Source organism: Burkholderia sp. AU45251 (assembly GCF_030482905.1).
Classification (GTDB): Bacteria; Pseudomonadota; Gammaproteobacteria; order Burkholderiales; family Burkholderiaceae; genus Burkholderia; species Burkholderia aenigmatica.
In genome coordinates, this window is sequence record NZ_JAUJQH010000001.1 from 834,271 (window position 1) to 851,755 (window position 17,485).

Sequence of the window (17,485 nt, forward strand, 5' to 3'; positions counted from 1 at the left end):
GCACGGCGATGATCGTTCGTCCGCGCGAGCACTGGCTGCGGATGCTGCTGGTCTGGAACGGCTCGGTGCTGCCGACCATCCTGCCGCAGCTCGTGCTGACGCTCGCGATCAGCCTCGTCGCGGTCTGGGGAGGCGGCCGCGTGCTCGGCGAGAAGGTACCGCTGAACCCGACGCCGTTCACGCTGATCGGCCTCACGCTCGCGATTTTCGCGGGGTTTCGCAACAACGCGAGCTACGAACGCTACCGCGAAGGCCGGCAGCTGTGGGGCGGCGTACTGACCGCCACGCGCACGCTGGTGTCGCAGGCGCTCTGCTACGGCGCGATCGACCGTGACGATGCGTCGCGACGCGCGTTCGTGCGGAAGGTCGTCGCGTACGTCTATGCGCTCAAGCATCAACTGCGCGGCACCGATCCGGCCGCGGACCTGCGCGGGCTGCTCGACGATGCCAGCTATGCGCGCGTCGCCGCTTCGCAGTTCCGCCCGGTCGTCATCGTGCACGCACTGCGCGAAGCGTTCGCCGCACGCGCCGATACGGGCACCCTCTCCGACACGCGCCTGTGGATGCTTGACGCGCGCCTCGACGATCTGGTCGCGATGGTGAGCGGCTGCGAGCGCATCGCGTCGACGCCGATCCCGTTTTCATACGATGTGCTGCTGCACCGGACCATCTATGCGTACTGCGTGCTGTTGCCGTTCGGTCTCGTCGATTCGATCGGCGCGGCGACGCCGTTCGTCACCGTGTTCGTCGCCTATACGCTGATCGCGCTCGACGCGATCGCGCATGCGATCGCCGAACCGTTCGGCGACGGGCCGAACCATCTCGCCCTCGATGCAATGACGCGCCAGATCGAGCGCACGCTGCTCGAACTGAACCGCGAGCCGCTGCCGGCGGAAGTGACGCCTGGCAAGGCCTATCGGCTTAGTTGAGCCGGCCGACTCAACTCGACAGCGGCACCCGTGACGGCTCCCACACCCACTGACCCACTGCCAGGTCCCGCGTAGCGCACGCTGATGATGCAGCAGTACCTGCGCCTTATTTGATAAGGCTTGGCTTAGAAAGCTACGCCACGACCTACGCTCTCAACCGTTCAATCTGTCACTTGTCTCAAGCGAACAAATTGCAAGCATAATGAGCTGACCGCGCGACGCGCAGACCTGCACACATATTTCAATGCCGCGATGCATACCAAACAACGACTGACAAGGCACTTCCTCCAATACCTTATTGCCGGTTGTTTAGGTTTGCTCATCTCATTGTCGAGCGCGGGAGAATCAAACACGTGCAGAGATTTTGGCATTGGGTCAAAGCCTGTACTGCATCTGCCTTCATGCTCTGGGCCGTACGCGTATCCACTAACGGCACTTCCCATTACGTTCACCTGCCCAAATTACGGTCTCCGTGTCATATGGGGTTTCCGATCAGGCGATGACGTTCGAAAGCCCATGTTTGATGACGCATTCGATCCATGTTACAAATCATTGGCACTAACGTCGCTGGCGACTCGAACTGAACTAGAGTACACCTCACGCAAATGGGAGCAGTACTTTAGAAGAGATCTTTCGGACCTTTACTATTACGTTCCGTCAGCGCAACGGACGCCAGTACGGAGCAATCCCCCTCAATGAGGTACTGCTCGCCAGCACGTGCATCTGGCCGAATGGCGAACTTCGCACTGGCTCGCTGGGGTCGCTGGTAAACTCGGCCAGCCAGAGCAACTTTTCCCGCCACATGAGCACGCACCCCACCGCAGCACCTGCACCCATCACCCCAATGATGCAGCAGTACCTGCGCCTTATATGACAGGGATCAGCGCGCAAACCTATGCCGCGACCTGCGCTCACCCTTTCGAGGATCGACGGGTTCCGACCCGTTACAGCCGGTCGTGCAGTCTCTGTTCCAAGGGAAGTTATCGGAGTGGAACGGTCATTCCGTGCCGTCGTTTTGAGGACAGATCTTCGACCTTTGCGGACGCGCAGACCCGTGAGTTCGTGAGGCGGCTTGCCATTCCTTTCTGTCGCTCGGCGCATCGCGCCCGCGAATGTGGTGTCCGCTATATTTGTCGTTCACCAGATCGAACGGAAGAGTCCGCAAGGTTACAGGTACAGGGAGTCGCCCGCCGCAATGGCAGCGATCACCCCGCGGATAGAGATCTAGCCAACGTGCGTGCATGCTCGGCGAACCGCTCCGCAACGGGGCTCCGTGTGCGATTCCTCAAGCAGTCGGCATGGCGATGCGTGCGGACAAGCCAGCGCCCGACATCGGGACAGTCGACGCGTTCACGCGGGCGCTGACGAGTGTCCGTTCGCTGTCGTGGTCGCCGGAGAGCGCGAGTGGCGCCTATCTCGTCGGCCTGCTTGGCCGACTGGGCATCATGGACACGGTCAAGGCGCATCTCGTGCCCGTCCCGGGCGGCGACGTGGTCGCGGCCGTTGCCGGCGGCCAGGCCGACGCGACCGTGATCACCGTGCCCAATATCGTCGACGTGCCGGGTGTTCGACTGGTCGGCTTGCTGCCGCGTGAACTGCAGCACGACACGGTTTACACGGCAGGCATCGCCACCCATGCGGCGGATCCGCGCGGTGCCAAGGCACTGATCGATTTTCTGCAATCGGCCGAAGCGACCGCCGTGTTGCGCAAAAAGGGACTTGATCAGCCGACGCCGTGACCGGATTGGCGAGAAAGTTCGGATTCATCACCCCGGATGACGGCGGCGAAGACCTGTTTGCTCACTTCCCCGAGGTTCAGGGAAGTGGCCTCAAATCGCTTCAGGAGGGCCAGAAGGTCAGCTTCGAGGTCAAACAGGGCCCCAAGGGGAAGCAGGCCGCCAGCATCAAGCCGCTGTAAGTCTTCCCCGCAGCGAACACGCCCGGCCAGGACAACGATCAGGCCGACGCGTGATCGCTGCAAGTCTGGAGCCGGGCATCGAAGGGGTACCGCGCCCGGCTTGCTCTAGCGCTCGAGAAATGGCCTGAGCTTGTCCGCACGGCTGGGATGCATCAGCTTGCGCATCGCCTTGCTCTCAATCTGACGGATCCGCTCGCGAGTCACGTCGAACTGCTTGCCGACCTCTTCAAGCGTGTGATCGGAGTTTGTGTCGAGCCCGAATCGCATCCGCAGAACCTTGGCCTCGCGCGGCGACAACCCGTTGAGTGCCTCGTCGATCGCCGCGCGCATGTTCGCGTGAATCGCCGCCTCAGCCGGTGAACTCGCCGAGACATCCTCGATCATGTCGCCGAGCGTTGCATCGGCGTCGTCACCCACCGGAGTTTCGAGCGAGACAGGTTGCTTGGCAATCTTGAGGATACTGAGCACTTTCTCCTCGGACATCTCCATGCGCTTTGCCAGCACAGCGGGATGCGCTTCCTGCCCTGTCTGTTGCAAGATTTCGCGCGATATCCGGTTCAGCTTGTTGATCGTCTCGATCATGTGGACCGGCACGCGAATGGTCCGCGCCTGATCGGCGAGCGCACGCGTGACAGCCTGCCGGACCCACCAGGTCGCGTAGGTCGAGAACTTCCAGCCGCGCCGGTATTCGAACTTGTCCACGGCCTTCATCAGCCCGATATTGCCCTCCTGGATCAAATCCAGGAACTGCATGCCGCGGTTCACGTATTTCTTGGCGATTGAAATGACAAGACGAAGGTTCGCCTCGATCATCTCGCGCTTGGCCTGCCGCATTTTCAGTTCCGCCGCACTCATCTGGCGGTTGATCTGCTTGAGCTGCTTGAGCGGCAACGAGACCCGGGATTCGATGTCGACGAGTTTCTGCTGCGCCGCCTGAATCGCCGGCTGATGTCGCTCGAGCGCCGCGCCGAACTGCTGCGAGGTCGCGGCCGTGCGGCTCGTCCATTCGAGGTCGGTCTCGTGGCCCGGGAACGACTCGACAAACGCGTCGCGCGGCATGCCGCAACGGTCGACGGCAATCGCCAGGATGCTGCGCTCAATCGCGCGAACCTCAGTCACTTGCCCATGCACGATGGCGCACAGGCGGTCGATGGTCTTGGCCGTAAAGCGGATCGGCGCGAGTTCACGCTGGATCGCCGTACGCACTTGCGCAGCGGCTGCGGAACGGGCATCGCCAGTGACAGGCACATCCGGCAACTGCTCGAACAGTGCACGCACGCGCGCGAAAATCACGAGACTGTCGTTCGTGAGTTCTTCGAGGCGTGCCGCGTTCACCTTCTCCGAATCCCCGGCGTCCGTGTCGACGTCGTCTTCGTCCGAATCATCGTCGGCGGCGAGTGCTTCCGCCTCCTCTTCCTGGGACTCCGGCGTCATTTCGCTTTCATCGGCGTCGACGCTGATGCCATCGACCAGTTCGTCGATGCGCAGTTCGCCGGCAACGATGCGGTCGACATCGGCAAGAATCGTGGACACGATCGACGGACACGCGGCAATCGCTTGAATCATGTCCTGCAGACCATCTTCGATCCGTTTCGCGACCTCGATTTCACCGGCGCGGGTCAGCAGTTCGCTGGCGCCCATCTCACGCATGTACATCCGAACCGGATCCGTGGTGCGGCCGAATTCGGAATCGACGGTCGATAACGCAGCTTCCGCCTCCTCGTCCGCCTGATCGTCGGATGCCACGGCCGGCGCAGCCTCGGTTAACAGCAGCGCTTCGGCGTCCGGCGCTTGTTCGTACACGGCCACACCCATGTCGCTGAACGTGCTGACGATGGTGTCCATCGCCGCCGTTTGGGCAAAGTTGTCGGGCAGGTGGTCGTTGATGTCCGCGTGGGTGAGATAGCCGCGCTCGCGACCGAGCGCGATCAACGCGCGCATCTGGTGCTGGCGCTCCTCATTCTGGCGTGCCAGCGACGCGATGTCCGTCGGTGTCAGGGCCTGGGCCTTTCCCTTTGCCACACGGCGGCCGGCTTTTGCCGTGGCCGCGATTTCAGGGGATGTGGAATCGTTCCGATCAGGATTTGTCAATACATGCTCCTCGACAGATGAGCCGACGATCGTCGCGAGCATGACGCCAGAACGGGTTGCCTGCCGGGATGCGAACGGAATCGTGTACGCACAGATAGTCGAGGGCGGGACGCCTCGCGCGAAATCCGTATGCGCAGCTTGTGGGGGGCGTGAATGATACCGGAATGTATCGTGCGGCACAAGACGGGGGGCCGCCTGGGATTTCCATACGCTTTACCGGTGCAGCGCTCTCTAGCTGCGACAAGGGGGAGCAGTCGCCCCCTGTCCCTGCCAGTGAAGGCGTGCTGTCGCCCCGGAAGGGACGTTCGATCCTGCCGGGAGCGGTCGTTCAATGCGCCTCGGTCCTAAACAGATTCGTCTCCTTCCTGAACGCTGTAAGTAACACCGTGACCTTCAGGTAGAAGCTTGATAACGTTTTGTACGGCTCGCTCGGTCTTGGCGCCCCAATCCCGGCGCATGAGATAAGTCATGCCGTCGTGCTCTAGTAGTCGCTTTTGATCTTTGAAATAGCGACGTTCGAGATTTAAACCGGCATCCATAGCCCGTGGCCCTTCCTGTCGGATGAATTCATCTATGGGAAGCGAGCCTTTCGCAGACCAGAAGAGGTCCGGCTTCCAGGGTATTGCTTCTTGAATCTGCTGAACGTTAACGTTCGATTCGAGTGCGATCTTCACAACGTTAAAGATCAAATCTCGTTTACTCAAGGAATCGAAGTCTTCGAACGATGTGTGAAGTGAGTACTTTGCGAGATTGCGTGCAACCCGCTCGCTTTCAGCTATTTTTTCAACAGCTACCTTGTTTCTGACAGCGATTTGATACTCCTCCGCTCCAGGTAGCGGTATAAAGCGATCGACGTCGAGGAACACCTTGCCGTCATTGCTGTACGGCGTCAGTCGGGCGCACGAAATGTTGAGACCCCTGTCGTTGAGCCAAAGAACGGTCGAGGTAATCTCCTTGTGGAACGTGGACGCGGCCAAAACTATGCGCACGGATTCGCCGAATTTCGCGTCGATTTCAAGAAAATCGGTAATCTTCTGTGCGGCTCCGTCGTCAGGCATCCCGCGAGAGCTCAGATAGGTCTGGTACGTGTCAATAGCCTGCGCAAGCGTCATTGTTGACACCATCGCAGCGTAGCGTAGCGCTTGCAGCTCCATGTGGCCTGCATCGTCCCGCTTGAGTTCAATAACCACCAGATCGCCCGTCTTGTGAACCCCGAGCAGATCGATCCGCCGGTTGCCTTCAGACCAACTACTGAACTCTTCAGAAATAACCAACGTGTCCGGTGAGATGACGTCGATACATTCGCGTAAAAGGCGCTGAATGTCGCCCCGCTCATGCAAACCGAGGTGAGAAAACGGGACTTCCTGTAAAGGCCGAATCGCGTCACTGCGCATTTCATAAACTGGCATAGGCTCTCGCGTCAATGTTCGATCGAACCCCTATTGTCGACGATCTTCGTCGCACGGTCGAACGGCCGGTGCTGGCCGCATGGCGACGTTACCGCTTTGCAACGGACGGCAAAACAGGGAAACCCGGTGATCCGACGATATTTGCAGGCAGTAACCGCCCGACAAGACAGCGGACTACCGCTCATCATTCAGCCACCGCCGACGATCTGCTTAAGGTCAACTTCGGTCAGGGTTTCACATTCCCTTGCCTGGAGCCGATGGCCGCAGCAATGCGGCTTTGCATGGCGACGAGTTGGTCATCCGTGGTCGCCACCAGCCACAGACGCGCCTGCTCCTCGATTTGGCGGTTGTGATCCTTCAACGGGCCCATCGCGGCAGCGGCCTTCCAGACGACCGGGGCGATTCGGCTTTTCCTGCCCGACGGCGCGCCGACCAGCAGGCAGTAAGGTCCCAGCGGGAGCGATACAAACGGAAGTGCCGGACTGGCACGCACGCGCCAGTCGATGAAGGGCGTGTCGCCGATAAGCAGCGGCATGGGCAAGCCGTGGAGCACACTGAAATCGTACAGCGCCAGTTGCTCCCGCATGCCGGCGTAAATACGCCGGATGTCGTCGACAACCGCCGCGCGGATCTCGTCATCGAACATGGGTTCCTGCGCGTATCGGGCAAACGCCTTTCGAGCCTCCCATTGATATGCGCTGAACAGGCCAATTTCCACGCAGTCCTGCACTGCGCGCTGGACATCCGCGACAGAACCGGCTTCCTCCGGCGTACCCAACTGCGCGGCCCGCAAAAACCGGGCAAGTCCAGCCTCCTGGATCGCAGGACCCTCCGCAGATGGATCGTCTTCAGCGCCCTTGCCAAGGGGCACATAGATATATTTCTCGGCCGCGAAATGCGACTTCTTGCCCTCGTCAAACCTGACTTCGCCATCAACGCAGTCCAGATAGCGAGTCCCGATTCGACCATGCTCCCAAACCCAATTTTTCAGGAGCGGACGTAGTGGATGCAGTCTATCGTGATCGGTCATGGAAGCCTCCAGGTTGCCCAGTATAGTTCCAAGTTGTCGAATGCTTCGTGGAGGACATGGCGATCAATCGATTGCGGATTCAACCCGTCGATGCAACGCACTTGAGGCTGCACAGCAGCAAGGCGTGTTGCCATGAAACAGAGACGGCGGATCTACTATACAGACACCCAGAAGGCGTTAATGCGGGAGCGTTGGCGCACGGGCGAGTCGCTACAGCAGATCGCTCAGTTGTTTGATCGGAACCATTCCTCGGTACAACGGATTCTGGCGGAAGTGACACCCGGCAAGGCCTATCGGCTCAGTTGAGCCACGCCATACCGCTCGCGGTCCAAGGCAGACGCCCGCGCAGGAAACGGCTGTGCGCAGCAGCGGCCTCCGCGATCGTCCGCACCAGCACGACGCCGCGCAGCAGCGCGCGCCCGTCGTCGCTGTCGAGGTCGGCCACGCGCCGCCGCAATGCGCGGGCGGCCACGTCGCAGGTCTGTTCGAGCCGGACGAAATCGCCCTGCCCGATCCGCCCGCGCACCGCCGCGACTGCCCGGCGTGCCGCCGGTTCGCGCGTCGCCAGTTCGGCCAGCGCCAGCAGGCTGTCGCCGATCGTCCAGGCCGCGAGCAGATCGCGCAGGTCGCGCTCGACGAGACTCTGCGGCAGGCTGCCTGCGAAGCCCAGTTCGCGGCCGAGGCGATCGGCCGTGCGGCTCAGCCACGCGCTGGCCGGCCACGCGCGCGGGTCGCGTGCGAGGTTCGCCAGGTCGCGGCGCACTGCGCTGTGCAGGCGCCGCCGGCTCGTGCCAGGGTCGCCGGGAAACACGAGCGCGAACACGAGCGCGCCGAACGCGATCCCGAGCAGCGTCGCGAGCGCCGAGTTGAGAAACGCGGCATCGCCGATGCGCGCCGTGTTGTCCGGCGACGTGAAGTTCCAGAAGAAGATCGAGAAGCCGCTGCCGATGGCCGCCGTGCGCGGGTTGCGTATCACGATGCCGGTGCCGATCAGGAACACGCCGAGGATGTACGCGAGCATCTCGAAACCCGACACCGCCGGCAGCAGCACGAAATTGCACAGCGCGCCAGCAACCGCCGCGCAGGCGGTGCCTTTCAGGAAGCCCATGGCCGCGCCCACCGAGTTCGGGCGCGTCGAGAACAGCGCGCAGACCACGCCCGTGATCGTGACGAAGCCGGCGCCCGACGGCCACGCGCTGACGATCCAGATCGTCGACGCGGCCAGCACCGCGATGAACGCGCGGATGCCGTTGTGCCAGGCCAGCACCGTGTCGCGGTGGAACGCATAGCGCACGCGAGACGCCGGCGGACGCTCCCGGTCGACCAGCGCCTTGCCCGCAAACGCCCGCTCGAATCCGGCCAGCATCGCGGCCAGCCGGTCGAGCGTCAACAGCCGCGACGTATCCCAGCCTGCCGGTTCGGCCGCCTCGGCGCGCATCGCGTCGTCCACCCGCGCGCGCAGCGCCGCGAGTTCCGCACCCGGCTCGCGCGCGGCGGCCGTGCCGTCGAGCACGCGCGCGGCGTCGGCGACCAGCGGGTCCGGCGCGTCGCCGCTGCGCGCCGCATGCTCGTGCAGCGCCTGCCCGGCGGCCTGCGCGGCCAGCACGCCGAGCACGGCGGTACGCAGATGGCCGATCGCGTTGCGCACCGGGGGGGCGCCGGCGGCCGCATACTCGGCCGCCGTGTCGAGTTCGAGCGCGTCCGCGAACAGCCGGTGCACGGCTGCGCCGTTCGGCTCGCGACGCAGCGCGCCCGCGCCGACGGCGACCGCGCGCTGCAGGTAGCTCGCGAACCGCTTACGCACGTCGCGCAGCGGCGAACCGGGTGCGAACACCGTCTCGAACGCCGCGCCGCACAGGATGCCGACCACCACGTACAGGAATCGCGCGGTCGCGATGTCGAATGCGTGCAGCGGGGCGGATACGGCGTCCATCGCGATGATCGCCGCCGTATAGCCCGCGAGCACGGCCGCATACGCACGGAAATTCCGCAGGAAGGTCGCGACGCCCGCGCACAGGCCGATCCACGCGGCGAGCGCCGGCAGGAACAGTTCCGGGGTCTGCGCGAACGCGCCGGTCAGCAGCAGCGCGACCGCCGCGCCGATCGCGGTACCGAGAATCCGGTACTGGCTCTTCGACAGCCCCATGCCACGGCTGCCCTGCGCGACGATCCACACGGTCGACGCGGCCCATTTCGGGTCGTCGAGATTCATCCGGAAGGCAATGTAGAGCGCCAGCAGCGACGCGGCGGTGTTGCGCAAGGCGAAGCCGAGGGCACCCGGCGGCAGCGTGGGCCGCGCGTCGCGCAGCGCGGTTCGGACAGCCTCGAGCGGCGGCAGATGGGGTAAGGCGAATTTCATGCGGCGAGCATACGGGGGCGCGCCGCCGCCACTAAGAGGCGCGGACGGGATGCGTTATTGCACCGGGCGGGATAATCGCTGCTTCATGAAACGATCCGGTAAGCAAAGGTAAGATGCGCGCAGATCGAACACTGAAGCACCCCACATGGACTTCGAAAGCATCCGGATATTCCTGCGCGTGGTCGAGCGCGGCAATTTCACCGCCGCCGCCACGCACCTCGACATGCCGCTCAGCCGCGTGAGCCGCAAGGTCAAGCAGCTCGAGGACGAGCTCGGTGTCCAGTTGCTGTACCGGACCACGCGCCGCGTATCCGTCACCGAGGCCGGACGCGACTACTACGAGCGCTGCCTGCGCGCCGAGGACATCCTGCTCGACGCGGATCGCCAGGCCCGCTCGCTGCGCACGGCGCCGGAGGGCACGCTGCGCGTGCTGGTGCCCTACTCGATCGGCCTGTTCGAACTGGAGCCGACGCTCGCCGAGTTTCGCCGGCGCTATCCGCTGGTCCAGCTCGTGCTGATCTATGACAACAACCCGCTCGATCTCGTCGAGCACGGCTTCGACGTGGCGCTACGCGCGGGCGTGCTGACCGACTCCAGCTACATCGCGCGCTCGCTCGGCTGGTCGCAGGCGAAGCTCGCCGCGAACCCCGCCTATCTCGATCGCGCCGGCCGGCCCGCCACGCCGCAGGACCTCGCGCAGCACGATCTGCTGCTCGTTGGCCGCGACGCGCCGAGCCTGACGCTGCGGCTCACCAATGCGGCCGGCGACGTGGCCGACGTGCCGGTGCGGCCGGTGCTGATCACCAACGAATCGGTGACGGTGCTGCGCCAGGCCGCGAGCGGCGGCGGCATCGCGCTGGTCTCGACGCACTACACGGCCCGCCGGCTCGAACGAAACGAGCTCGAAATCGTGCTGCCCGACTGGCACCGAGCCGACGACGTCGAGCTGCACGTGCTGTACCCGCGGCGCGCGACACTCGACAGCAAGGTGCGCGCGTTCGTCGATTTCCTCGCGGAAGTGTTCACCGCATGGCGAACCGCCCCTTGACCGGCACCGTTCGCACACCGATTATTGCGCCCCGCGAAATCGATTAGTGAGCCGGCGCGTGTTGATGGCGGCTCGCCACATCGTTAGCCTGTCGCGATGCACAACGACTCCACACGCGACGTCAGCCGCCTGACCGCTGCCCGCAGGCGCGTCACGCGCGTCCCGCCCTCCTGACCGGCAGCCTCCTGCCTCCCGAAGCCCGCCACGGCTTCGCGCATTCGATCGAGCCGCACGTCGCACGCGTCGGCCCCGTGTAACGGGCCGCGTCGCGCGCACCGTGCCCCCTTCCGTTCAGCCGCCGCACCGCGCCTGCGTCGCTTTCGCGCGCGTGCGCGGCCGTGCGTGCCCGCCGCAACGGGCCGCATCCGTTCCGCACGTTACGCAGGAAACCCCATGTCCACTCCGTCATCTCCCGCCCCGCTGTCGGGCGGCCGCCTCGCGATCGGCACGATCGCGGTATCGCTCGCGATGTTCATGAACGTGCTCGACTCGTCGATCGCGAACGTCGCCATTCCGACGATCTCGGGCGATCTCGGCGTGTCGGTCGACGAAGGCACGTGGGTGATCACGATCTTCGCGGCCGCGAACGCCGTGTCGATTCCGTTGACGGGCTGGCTCACGCAGCGCTTCGGCCAGGTGCGCCTGTTCGTCACGTCGATCCTGCTGTTCGTGTTCGCGTCGTGGCTGTGCGGGATCGCGCCGAACCTGCCGACGCTACTCGCCGCGCGGATCCTGCAGGGCGCGGTCGCGGGGCCGCTCGCGCCGCTGTCGCAGGCGCTGCTGCTCGGCGCATGGCCGCGGCAGAAATCGTCGAGCGCGCTGGCGCTGTGGTCGATGACGGCGCTCGTCGGGCCGATCGCGGGGCCATCGCTCGGCGGCTGGATCACGTACGACTACAACTGGTCGTGGATCTTCTACATCAACATTCCGGTCGGCTTCTTCGCGGCCGCGGTCACGTGGATCGTGTTCCGCGACCGTGAATCGGCCACGAAACGCATGCCGATCGATACGGTCGGCCTGTTGCTGCTCGTGCTGTGGGTCGCATCGCTGCAGATCATGCTCGACAAGGGCAAGGATCTCGACTGGTTCAACTCGCCCGTCGTCGTCGCGCTCGGCATCGTCGCGCTGATCGGCTTCGCGTTCTTCCTCGTGTGGGAGCTTCACGAGGCCAACCCGATCGTCGACCTGCGCCTGTTCACACAGCGCAATTTCGCGGGCGGCACGATCGCGATCTCGGTCGCGTACGGGATGTTCTTCGGCACGCTGGTGCTGCTGCCGCAGTGGATGCAGGGCTATCTCGGCTACCGCGCGGTCGATTCCGGGCTCGCCACCGCGCCGCTCGGCGTGTTCGCGATCCTGCTCACGCCGGTCATGGGACGCCTGCTGCCGCGCACCGATCCGCGCTACATCGCGACGCTCGCGTTCGTCGGCTTCGCGGTCGTCTTCATGATGCGCACGATCTTCTATACCGACGTGTCGCGCTGGGATCTCATTTTGCCGACGCTGCTGCAGGGCATCCCGATGGCGATGTTCTTCGTGCCGCTGACGTCGATCATCCTGTCCGGGCTGCCGCCGGAAAAGATCCCGGCCGCCGCCGGCCTGTCGAATTTCGGCCGCACGTTCTGCGGCGCGGTGGGCACGTCGCTGATCAGCAACGCATGGAACGACCGCACGATCCTGCATCACGTGCGGCTCACCGAACAGGCGAGCGTCACCAACCCGGTCTTCACGCAGCAGGTCGACACGACGCGTTCGCTGCTGCATCTGAGCCCCGATTCGGCGCTCGCGTTTTTCAACGCATCGGTCGATTCGCAGGCGGCCGTGATGGGGTTGAACGACATCTTCTACGTGTCGGCGATCATCTTCATCGCGATCATTCCGCTCATCTGGATCACGAAACCGGTGCGCTCGGGCGGCGGCGATGCCGATGCGGCGGCGGCCGGCGCGCATTGATCCGCATGCGCGACGGTCGGGCCCCGCGCCACGCACGCCGGGGCCCGCGTCGAATCGCGCGGACGTAATAAAGACTTGCAATCGATACAGGCCGAAACGTCAACAGGCGGTGCCCGCTCCGCGTTTTTTCATCAAGCGCCCACGATCCGGACGCGCAACGACAGGAGAAAACACCATGCGAGCCCTTACCCGCCATCTCGCGATTGCCGCCACCCTGATGTCGGTGCTGACCGGCACCGCGTTCGCCGACACGCCGTGGCAGCAGGCGCATCCGCGCCGCGAAGAAGTCAACCAGCGCCTCGCAAACCAGAATCGCCGGATCCATCACGAAGTGAAGGAAGGCGAGATGTCGCACGCACAGGCCGCGCGCCTGCACCGTGACGACCGCAAGATCCGCCAGGAAGAGCGGGACATGGCTGGGCAGGATCGCAGCCACATCACGAAGAGCGAAAAGCACGTGCTGAACCAGCAGGAAAATGCGGTCAGCCACCAGATCGGCCAATAAGATCGACACCACCGGCAAGTGCCCATTCGCCATCACTTGAAACGCCCGCTGCCGCCATGCGACAGCGGGTGCTTGTTGTGTATCGAATCGTTTCAACGCGCTAACGCCGTCAAATGCTGCGGGTATACTCGACCGTCAGCCGCCTGTCGCATCGTCGTCCGTCATCAACGGCCCGATTCCGGGCGGTTTCGTCGCGAAGCTTCGCGTTTCGCCTACCCCGCGCCCCAGCCTCGATACGAGACACACGACGACCCATCATGAAACGATTCCTGCTGCTCCTTCCCGCCGCCCTGCTCGCCGCCTGCGGTTCCGCTCCCTCGTCCGACTCGGCCGCGTCGGGCGCCGCACCGATGATCTACGTGTCGTCGCAACGTCCGGCCTACGCGATCGCCAACTGCCTCGACAGCCGCCTGTCGGGCACCGAGCAATCCCAGCACAACGGCGTAACCGATATCGCCGTCGGCTCGAACTCGTACTTCGTCACGCTGACGCCGTCGGGCAACGGCTCGGTCATCAAGGTCGTGCGCGGCTCGGGCAACGAGCCGGCCGAGGAAGCGATGCGCTTCGCGGTCGCGCGCTGCGCGATCTGATCCGAACCTGCCGATGCCGGGCGCCCGCCCGGCTCGCTGCTGCGCGCCACCCCGCCGGCGCGCACGCCGAATAATTTCATCCGGGCGGCCGTCGATGAGAGAATCGCACCCACGATTCCCTTTCCACGGAGCCCGCATGAAGCACCTGCTGTCCCGCCTGTTCGTCAGCGCCGCGCTCGTCGCACTTGTTCCGGCGCTGCCGGCACAGGCGGCCACGCCGCCCGGCATCTTCGTCGTCGCCACGCAACTCGGCGAATTCACGACCCTCGACCCGAGCGGGATCTACGAGCTGGTGCCGTCCGAGTACGTCGCGAACACCTACGAACGCCTGGTGCGCGTCGACCTGAAGGACCCGACGCGCTTCGACGGACAGATCGCGCAATCGTGGACGGTCGGCGCCGACGGCGTGACCTACACGTTCAAGCTGCGCCCCGGCCTCACGTTCCATTCCGGCAACCCGGTGACCGCCGACGACGTCGCGTGGTCGCTGCAGCGCACCATCCTGCTCGACAAGGGGCCGGCCGGCGTGCTCGCCGATCTCGGTCTCACGAAGGCGAACGTGACGCAGAAGGTGCGCGTGGTCGATCCGCAGACCGTCGTGCTCGAAACCGACCGCAAGTACGCACCGAGCTTCGTGCTCAACGTGCTGAGCGCCTGCCCGGCATCGGTCTTCGACAAGAAGCTGCTGCTGTCGCACCAGCAGGGCAACGATTTCGGCAGCGGCTGGCTCCGCACCAACGACGCGGGCTCGGGCCCGTACCAGCTCGTCAAGTGGACGCCGAACGAGAGCATCGTGCTGCAGCGTTTCGACAAGTACCGCACGCCGTACCCGATGAAGCGCATCGTGCTGCGTCACGTGCCCGAAGCGTCCGCGCAACGGCTGCTGCTGGAGAACGGCGACGCCGACGCCGCGCGCAACCTGAGCCCCGACAGCCTCGCCGCGCTGACGAAGGCCGGCAAGATCAAGGTCGCGTCGTGGCCGGTGTCCGCACTGCTGTACCTGAGCCTGAACACGAAGAACCCGAACCTCGCGAAACCCGAGGTGCAGCAGGCGATGAAATGGCTCGTCGACTATGACGGCATCCAGCGCAACATCGTCAGCACGACCTACAAGGTGCATGAAACCTTCCTGCCCGAAGGCTTCCTCGGCGCGTCGAACGCGCGGCCGTACAAGCAGGACGTCGCGAAGGCGAAGGCGCTGCTCGCCAAGGCCGGCTTGCCGAACGGCTTCGACGTGACGATGGACATGCCGAACGACTATCCGTACCTCGAGATCGCGCAGGCACTGCAGGCGAACTTCGCGCAGGGCGGCATCCGCGTGAAGCTGATTCCGGGCGATGCGAAGCAGGCGATCGGAAAGTATCGCGCGCGCCAGCACGACATCTTCGTCGGCGAATGGTCGCCCGACTACATGGACCCGAACAGCAATGCGCGCGGCTTCGCGTGGAATCCGGACAACTCCGACCAGTCGCCGACGAAGATGCTCGCGTGGCGCAACAGCTGGGACATCCCGCAACTGACGAAGGACACCGAGGCCGCGCTCGTCGAGCCGTCGCCCGCGAAGCGCGCGCAGCGTTACGAAGCGCTGCAGAAGGCTGTGCTCGCGAACTCGCCGTTCATCATCATGTTCGAGAAGGTCGTGCAGGTCGCGACGCGCCCCGGCGTGACCGGGCCGGAAATCGGGCCGATCAACGACCTCGTGTCATACCGCACGCTCGCGAAGTAATGGCGGCTGCCCGCGCGGCCGGGCATACCGGCACGCGGGTAAGCGCCGCGGCCCGCCGCGCCGGCGCCAGGCCGTGCGGCGGCCGCGATCTACAATGAGCGGCACCACCGACCCGGTTCGGCCCGTCGGCGCGCAGGATGATCGTGCCGCACGGCATGACCGCGTCCGCCATCGACAAGCCGTGTTCCAGCGGCTGCACGACAGCAGGCAGTTTCAGATACGCAGCACGAGCGCCGCGCCGGTTACCGGGCGCGCGCACCACGGGGAGAACACATGCATACGAGCGAGCACGCGGTCTGCGTGGCGATCAACGACAACAACCGCGCATGGTATGAAATGCTCGTGCCGTTCCTGCTGTCGCTGCGGCACACCGGCTACGACGGCCGGATCGCGGTGATCGGCTACGGCCTCTCCGAACGCAAGCGGCAGATCCTGGCGAGCCAGTCGGTCGACGTGATCGACGCGTCGAGCGCGCATGCGCTGCCGGTCGGCCGCTTCATCGAGGCCGCCGAGTATTGCGCACGCAACCCGCAGATCCGCAAGCTCGCGCTGTACGACGCCGACATCTGGTTCTGCGCGCCGGGGTTCGACCTGTTCTCGCAGATCGGCGACGACCGGATCCACGCGTGCCCCGACCCGCTGTTCTGCACGTTCGTCGTCGCGCCGCTGATCGGCGAGCGGCGCGATCATCACTGGCGGCTCGTCGTCGACGAAGTCTCCGCGCGCCACGGCGGCGCATTGCAGGCCGGGCTCGTTGCCGGAACCGCCGACGCGTGGGCGCGCTACGCCAGCCATCTGCGCGACTGCATCGCCCGCATCGGCACCGATTTCCAGGATTGCTTCGGGATCGATACGACGTTCCTGCACCTGTGGGGCGCACAAGGCGAAACGGCGCTGCTCGATCCGGTCCAGAACTTCGTCAGCAAGTACGGTATTCACGAAGCGTTCGACGGGGGCATCGGCACGACGACGCTCCGGTATCGCGACGAGCCGATCCGCGCGCTGCACATGACCGGAGACATCCGCTTCTTCGACCGGTGGCGCTACTACGCGAACCGCACCGACGCCGCGCTGCGCGACGGTGCGCCGTTCGCGCTGTCGGACGGCACGCCGGCACCGTCCGACGCGGTCGCGGCGCGCATCGCGGCGACCGACTACGTGCGCTCGGCCGGGCTGACCGTCGCGGCCGCCGCGATCGAGGGAAGCGCGGGCGCCTACCTGCAGGCGATCGACGAGCCCGGCGGCACGATGCTGATCGGCAGCGGGAACCACGAGGTCGTGCTCACCGCGACACGCGACATCGCGCGGCTGAATGTCTACGTCACGCACCCGTCCGGCTCGCCGTCGCCGCTGCTGTGCGAAGTGCTGGTCGACGGGCAGGCGCAGCGCAAGGGGACCGAGCTGATGGCGCATTTCTCGTATCGGATCGTGGCCGGCACCGTCATCACGCTGCGCTCGACGAGCCTCGGCGGCCAGCAATGCAACGCGATCTGGCGGCTGCGCGAGGCACCGGACATGCAGCAGTAGGCTGCCGGCGGGCTGCCGTTCAGTTGAACGGCAGCCACACCCGGGGCGCATTCAACCCGACGATCACGACCGTCGCCTTCGACCGGCCAGATCGACAACGCGCGAGTGTGCGATTTGCAGCCCATCGCTTACCACCCGACTTCGGCTGCTTCGCGCTCGTCCTTCGTGCGGATGCAGAGCTCGAGACCGTACAGCGCGGTCAGTTCGAGCAGCTGGCTGAGCGACAGGCTTTCGGTACGGGTGGATTCGAGCGACGAAATACGCGGCTGGCCCACGCCGATCCGCACCGCCGCTTCGGCTTGTGTCAGCCCCTTGGCCTGGCGCGCGGACGACAGGATCTCTCCCAGTTGCGCGGGTGTATTGGCGATGAAATTCACGGCGTGGATTCCTGTCGGCAATA

Annotated in this window: 14 protein-coding genes and 1 pseudogene; 10 read left to right on the plus strand and 5 right to left on the minus strand. The window is 64.8% G+C overall.

The genetic code is table 11. The annotated features are described in order from the left end of the window. Window positions 1-8: 8 nt before the first annotated feature. The 3 genes from QZM67_RS03650 to QZM67_RS03660 all read left to right on the plus strand — a co-directional run bounded on the left by QZM67_RS03650 (window position 9) and on the right by QZM67_RS03660 (window position 2,847). Entirely contained in the window at window positions 9-929 is a 921-nt protein-coding gene (locus tag QZM67_RS03650; RefSeq protein ID WP_301800800.1) for a bestrophin family protein, read from the plus strand. A 1,298-nt stretch (window positions 930-2,227) separates the two neighbouring features. Continuing rightward, a complete protein-coding gene (locus tag QZM67_RS03655; RefSeq protein ID WP_367620416.1) occupies window positions 2,228-2,668 on the plus strand; it encodes a molybdate ABC transporter substrate-binding protein in 441 nt (146 codons plus the stop codon). Then, window positions 2,665-2,847 (plus strand): cold-shock protein, encoded by a 183-nt coding sequence (locus tag QZM67_RS03660; protein WP_301800803.1) that lies wholly within the window; start codon window positions 2,665-2,667, stop codon window positions 2,845-2,847. The genes QZM67_RS03655 and QZM67_RS03660 overlap by 4 nt, the downstream gene beginning before the upstream one ends. A 105-nt stretch (window positions 2,848-2,952) precedes the next feature. On the opposite strand, the gene rpoD is transcribed toward QZM67_RS03660, so the two are convergent. The 3 genes from rpoD to QZM67_RS03675 all read right to left on the minus strand — a co-directional run bounded on the left by rpoD (window position 2,953) and on the right by QZM67_RS03675 (window position 7,377). After that, on the minus strand, window positions 2,953-4,980 hold the full coding sequence (gene rpoD / locus QZM67_RS03665; protein ID WP_301800804.1) for an RNA polymerase sigma factor RpoD: 2,028 nt from the start codon (window positions 4,978-4,980) through the stop codon (window positions 2,953-2,955). A gap of 302 nt (window positions 4,981-5,282) precedes the next feature. After that, on the minus strand, window positions 5,283-6,347 hold the full coding sequence (locus tag QZM67_RS03670) for an oxidoreductase (RefSeq protein ID WP_301800805.1): 1,065 nt from the start codon (window positions 6,345-6,347) through the stop codon (window positions 5,283-5,285). Between the two features lie 226 nt (window positions 6,348-6,573). Beyond that, complete coding sequence (locus tag QZM67_RS03675; RefSeq protein ID WP_301800806.1) at window positions 6,574-7,377, minus strand: hypothetical protein; 804 nt, start codon at window positions 7,375-7,377, stop codon at window positions 6,574-6,576. A 132-nt stretch (window positions 7,378-7,509) separates the two neighbouring features. Here QZM67_RS03675 and QZM67_RS03680 point away from each other — a divergent pair. Further along, a pseudogene (locus tag QZM67_RS03680) lies at window positions 7,510-7,650 on the plus strand (IS30 family transposase); the annotation flags it as partial. 25 nt (window positions 7,651-7,675) lie between these two features. On the opposite strand, the gene QZM67_RS03685 reads toward QZM67_RS03680, so the two are convergent. Further along, complete coding sequence (locus QZM67_RS03685; protein WP_301800808.1) at window positions 7,676-9,736, minus strand: FUSC family protein; 2,061 nt, start codon at window positions 9,734-9,736, stop codon at window positions 7,676-7,678. A 145-nt stretch (window positions 9,737-9,881) separates the two neighbouring features. On the opposite strand from QZM67_RS03685, the gene QZM67_RS03690 reads away from it, so the two are divergent. The 6 genes from QZM67_RS03690 (at window position 9,882) to QZM67_RS03715 (ending at window position 17,085) form a co-directional block, all read left to right on the plus strand. Continuing rightward, window positions 9,882-10,784, plus strand: a complete 903-nt coding sequence (locus QZM67_RS03690) for a LysR family transcriptional regulator (protein ID WP_175026158.1) — start codon at window positions 9,882-9,884, stop codon at window positions 10,782-10,784. Between the two features lie 393 nt (window positions 10,785-11,177). Further along, window positions 11,178-12,737: a DHA2 family efflux MFS transporter permease subunit gene (locus tag QZM67_RS03695; protein ID WP_175026159.1), complete on the plus strand. Its 1,560-nt coding sequence runs from the start codon at window positions 11,178-11,180 to the stop codon at window positions 12,735-12,737. Between the two features lie 175 nt (window positions 12,738-12,912). Continuing rightward, window positions 12,913-13,242 carry a hypothetical protein gene (locus tag QZM67_RS03700; RefSeq protein ID WP_043183865.1) on the plus strand — a complete coding sequence of 110 codons (330 nt, stop codon included), beginning with the start codon at window positions 12,913-12,915 and terminating at the stop codon, window positions 13,240-13,242. Window positions 13,243-13,499: 257 nt separating this feature from the next. After that, a complete protein-coding gene (locus QZM67_RS03705) occupies window positions 13,500-13,832 on the plus strand; it encodes a sugar ABC transporter ATPase (protein WP_175026160.1) in 333 nt (110 codons plus the stop codon). A 136-nt stretch (window positions 13,833-13,968) separates the two neighbouring features. Further along, the gene (locus QZM67_RS03710) at window positions 13,969-15,558 is read left to right on the plus strand and encodes an ABC transporter substrate-binding protein (RefSeq protein WP_122947322.1); all 1,590 of its coding nucleotides are present in this window, start codon (window positions 13,969-13,971) and stop codon (window positions 15,556-15,558) included. A gap of 273 nt (window positions 15,559-15,831) precedes the next feature. Then, window positions 15,832-17,085, plus strand: coding sequence for a hypothetical protein (locus QZM67_RS03715; protein ID WP_301800810.1), 1,254 nt, complete (start codon window positions 15,832-15,834; stop codon window positions 17,083-17,085). A gap of 128 nt (window positions 17,086-17,213) precedes the next feature. On the opposite strand, the gene QZM67_RS03720 is transcribed toward QZM67_RS03715, so the two are convergent. Then, complete coding sequence (locus QZM67_RS03720; RefSeq protein ID WP_301800811.1) at window positions 17,214-17,462, minus strand: helix-turn-helix transcriptional regulator; 249 nt, start codon at window positions 17,460-17,462, stop codon at window positions 17,214-17,216. Window positions 17,463-17,485 lie beyond the last annotated feature (23 nt).

Bases quoted from the DNA above. Each gene is read 5' to 3' on its own strand.
- QZM67_RS03685 (WP_301800808.1), bottom strand. From the start codon at position 9,736: ATGAAATTCGCCTTACCCCATCTGCCGCCGCTCGAGGCTGTCCGAACC.
- QZM67_RS03690 (WP_175026158.1), top strand. From the start codon at position 9,882: ATGGACTTCGAAAGCATCCGGATATTCCTGCGCGTGGTCGAGCGCGGC.
- QZM67_RS03700 (WP_043183865.1), top strand. From the start codon at position 12,913: ATGCGAGCCCTTACCCGCCATCTCGCGATTGCCGCCACCCTGATGTCG.
- QZM67_RS03670 (WP_301800805.1), bottom strand. From the start codon at position 6,347: ATGCCAGTTTATGAAATGCGCAGTGACGCGATTCGGCCTTTACAGGAA.
- QZM67_RS03715 (WP_301800810.1), top strand. From the start codon at position 15,832: ATGCATACGAGCGAGCACGCGGTCTGCGTGGCGATCAACGACAACAAC.
- QZM67_RS03710 (WP_122947322.1), top strand. From the start codon at position 13,969: ATGAAGCACCTGCTGTCCCGCCTGTTCGTCAGCGCCGCGCTCGTCGCA.
- QZM67_RS03675 (WP_301800806.1), bottom strand. From the start codon at position 7,377: ATGACCGATCACGATAGACTGCATCCACTACGTCCGCTCCTGAAAAAT.
- rpoD (WP_301800804.1), bottom strand. From the start codon at position 4,980: ATGCTCGCGACGATCGTCGGCTCATCTGTCGAGGAGCATGTATTGACA.
- QZM67_RS03705 (WP_175026160.1), top strand. From the start codon at position 13,500: ATGAAACGATTCCTGCTGCTCCTTCCCGCCGCCCTGCTCGCCGCCTGC.
- QZM67_RS03695 (WP_175026159.1), top strand. From the start codon at position 11,178: ATGTCCACTCCGTCATCTCCCGCCCCGCTGTCGGGCGGCCGCCTCGCG.
- QZM67_RS03655 (WP_367620416.1), top strand. From the start codon at position 2,228: ATGGCGATGCGTGCGGACAAGCCAGCGCCCGACATCGGGACAGTCGAC.
- QZM67_RS03650 (WP_301800800.1), top strand. From the start codon at position 9: ATGATCGTTCGTCCGCGCGAGCACTGGCTGCGGATGCTGCTGGTCTGG.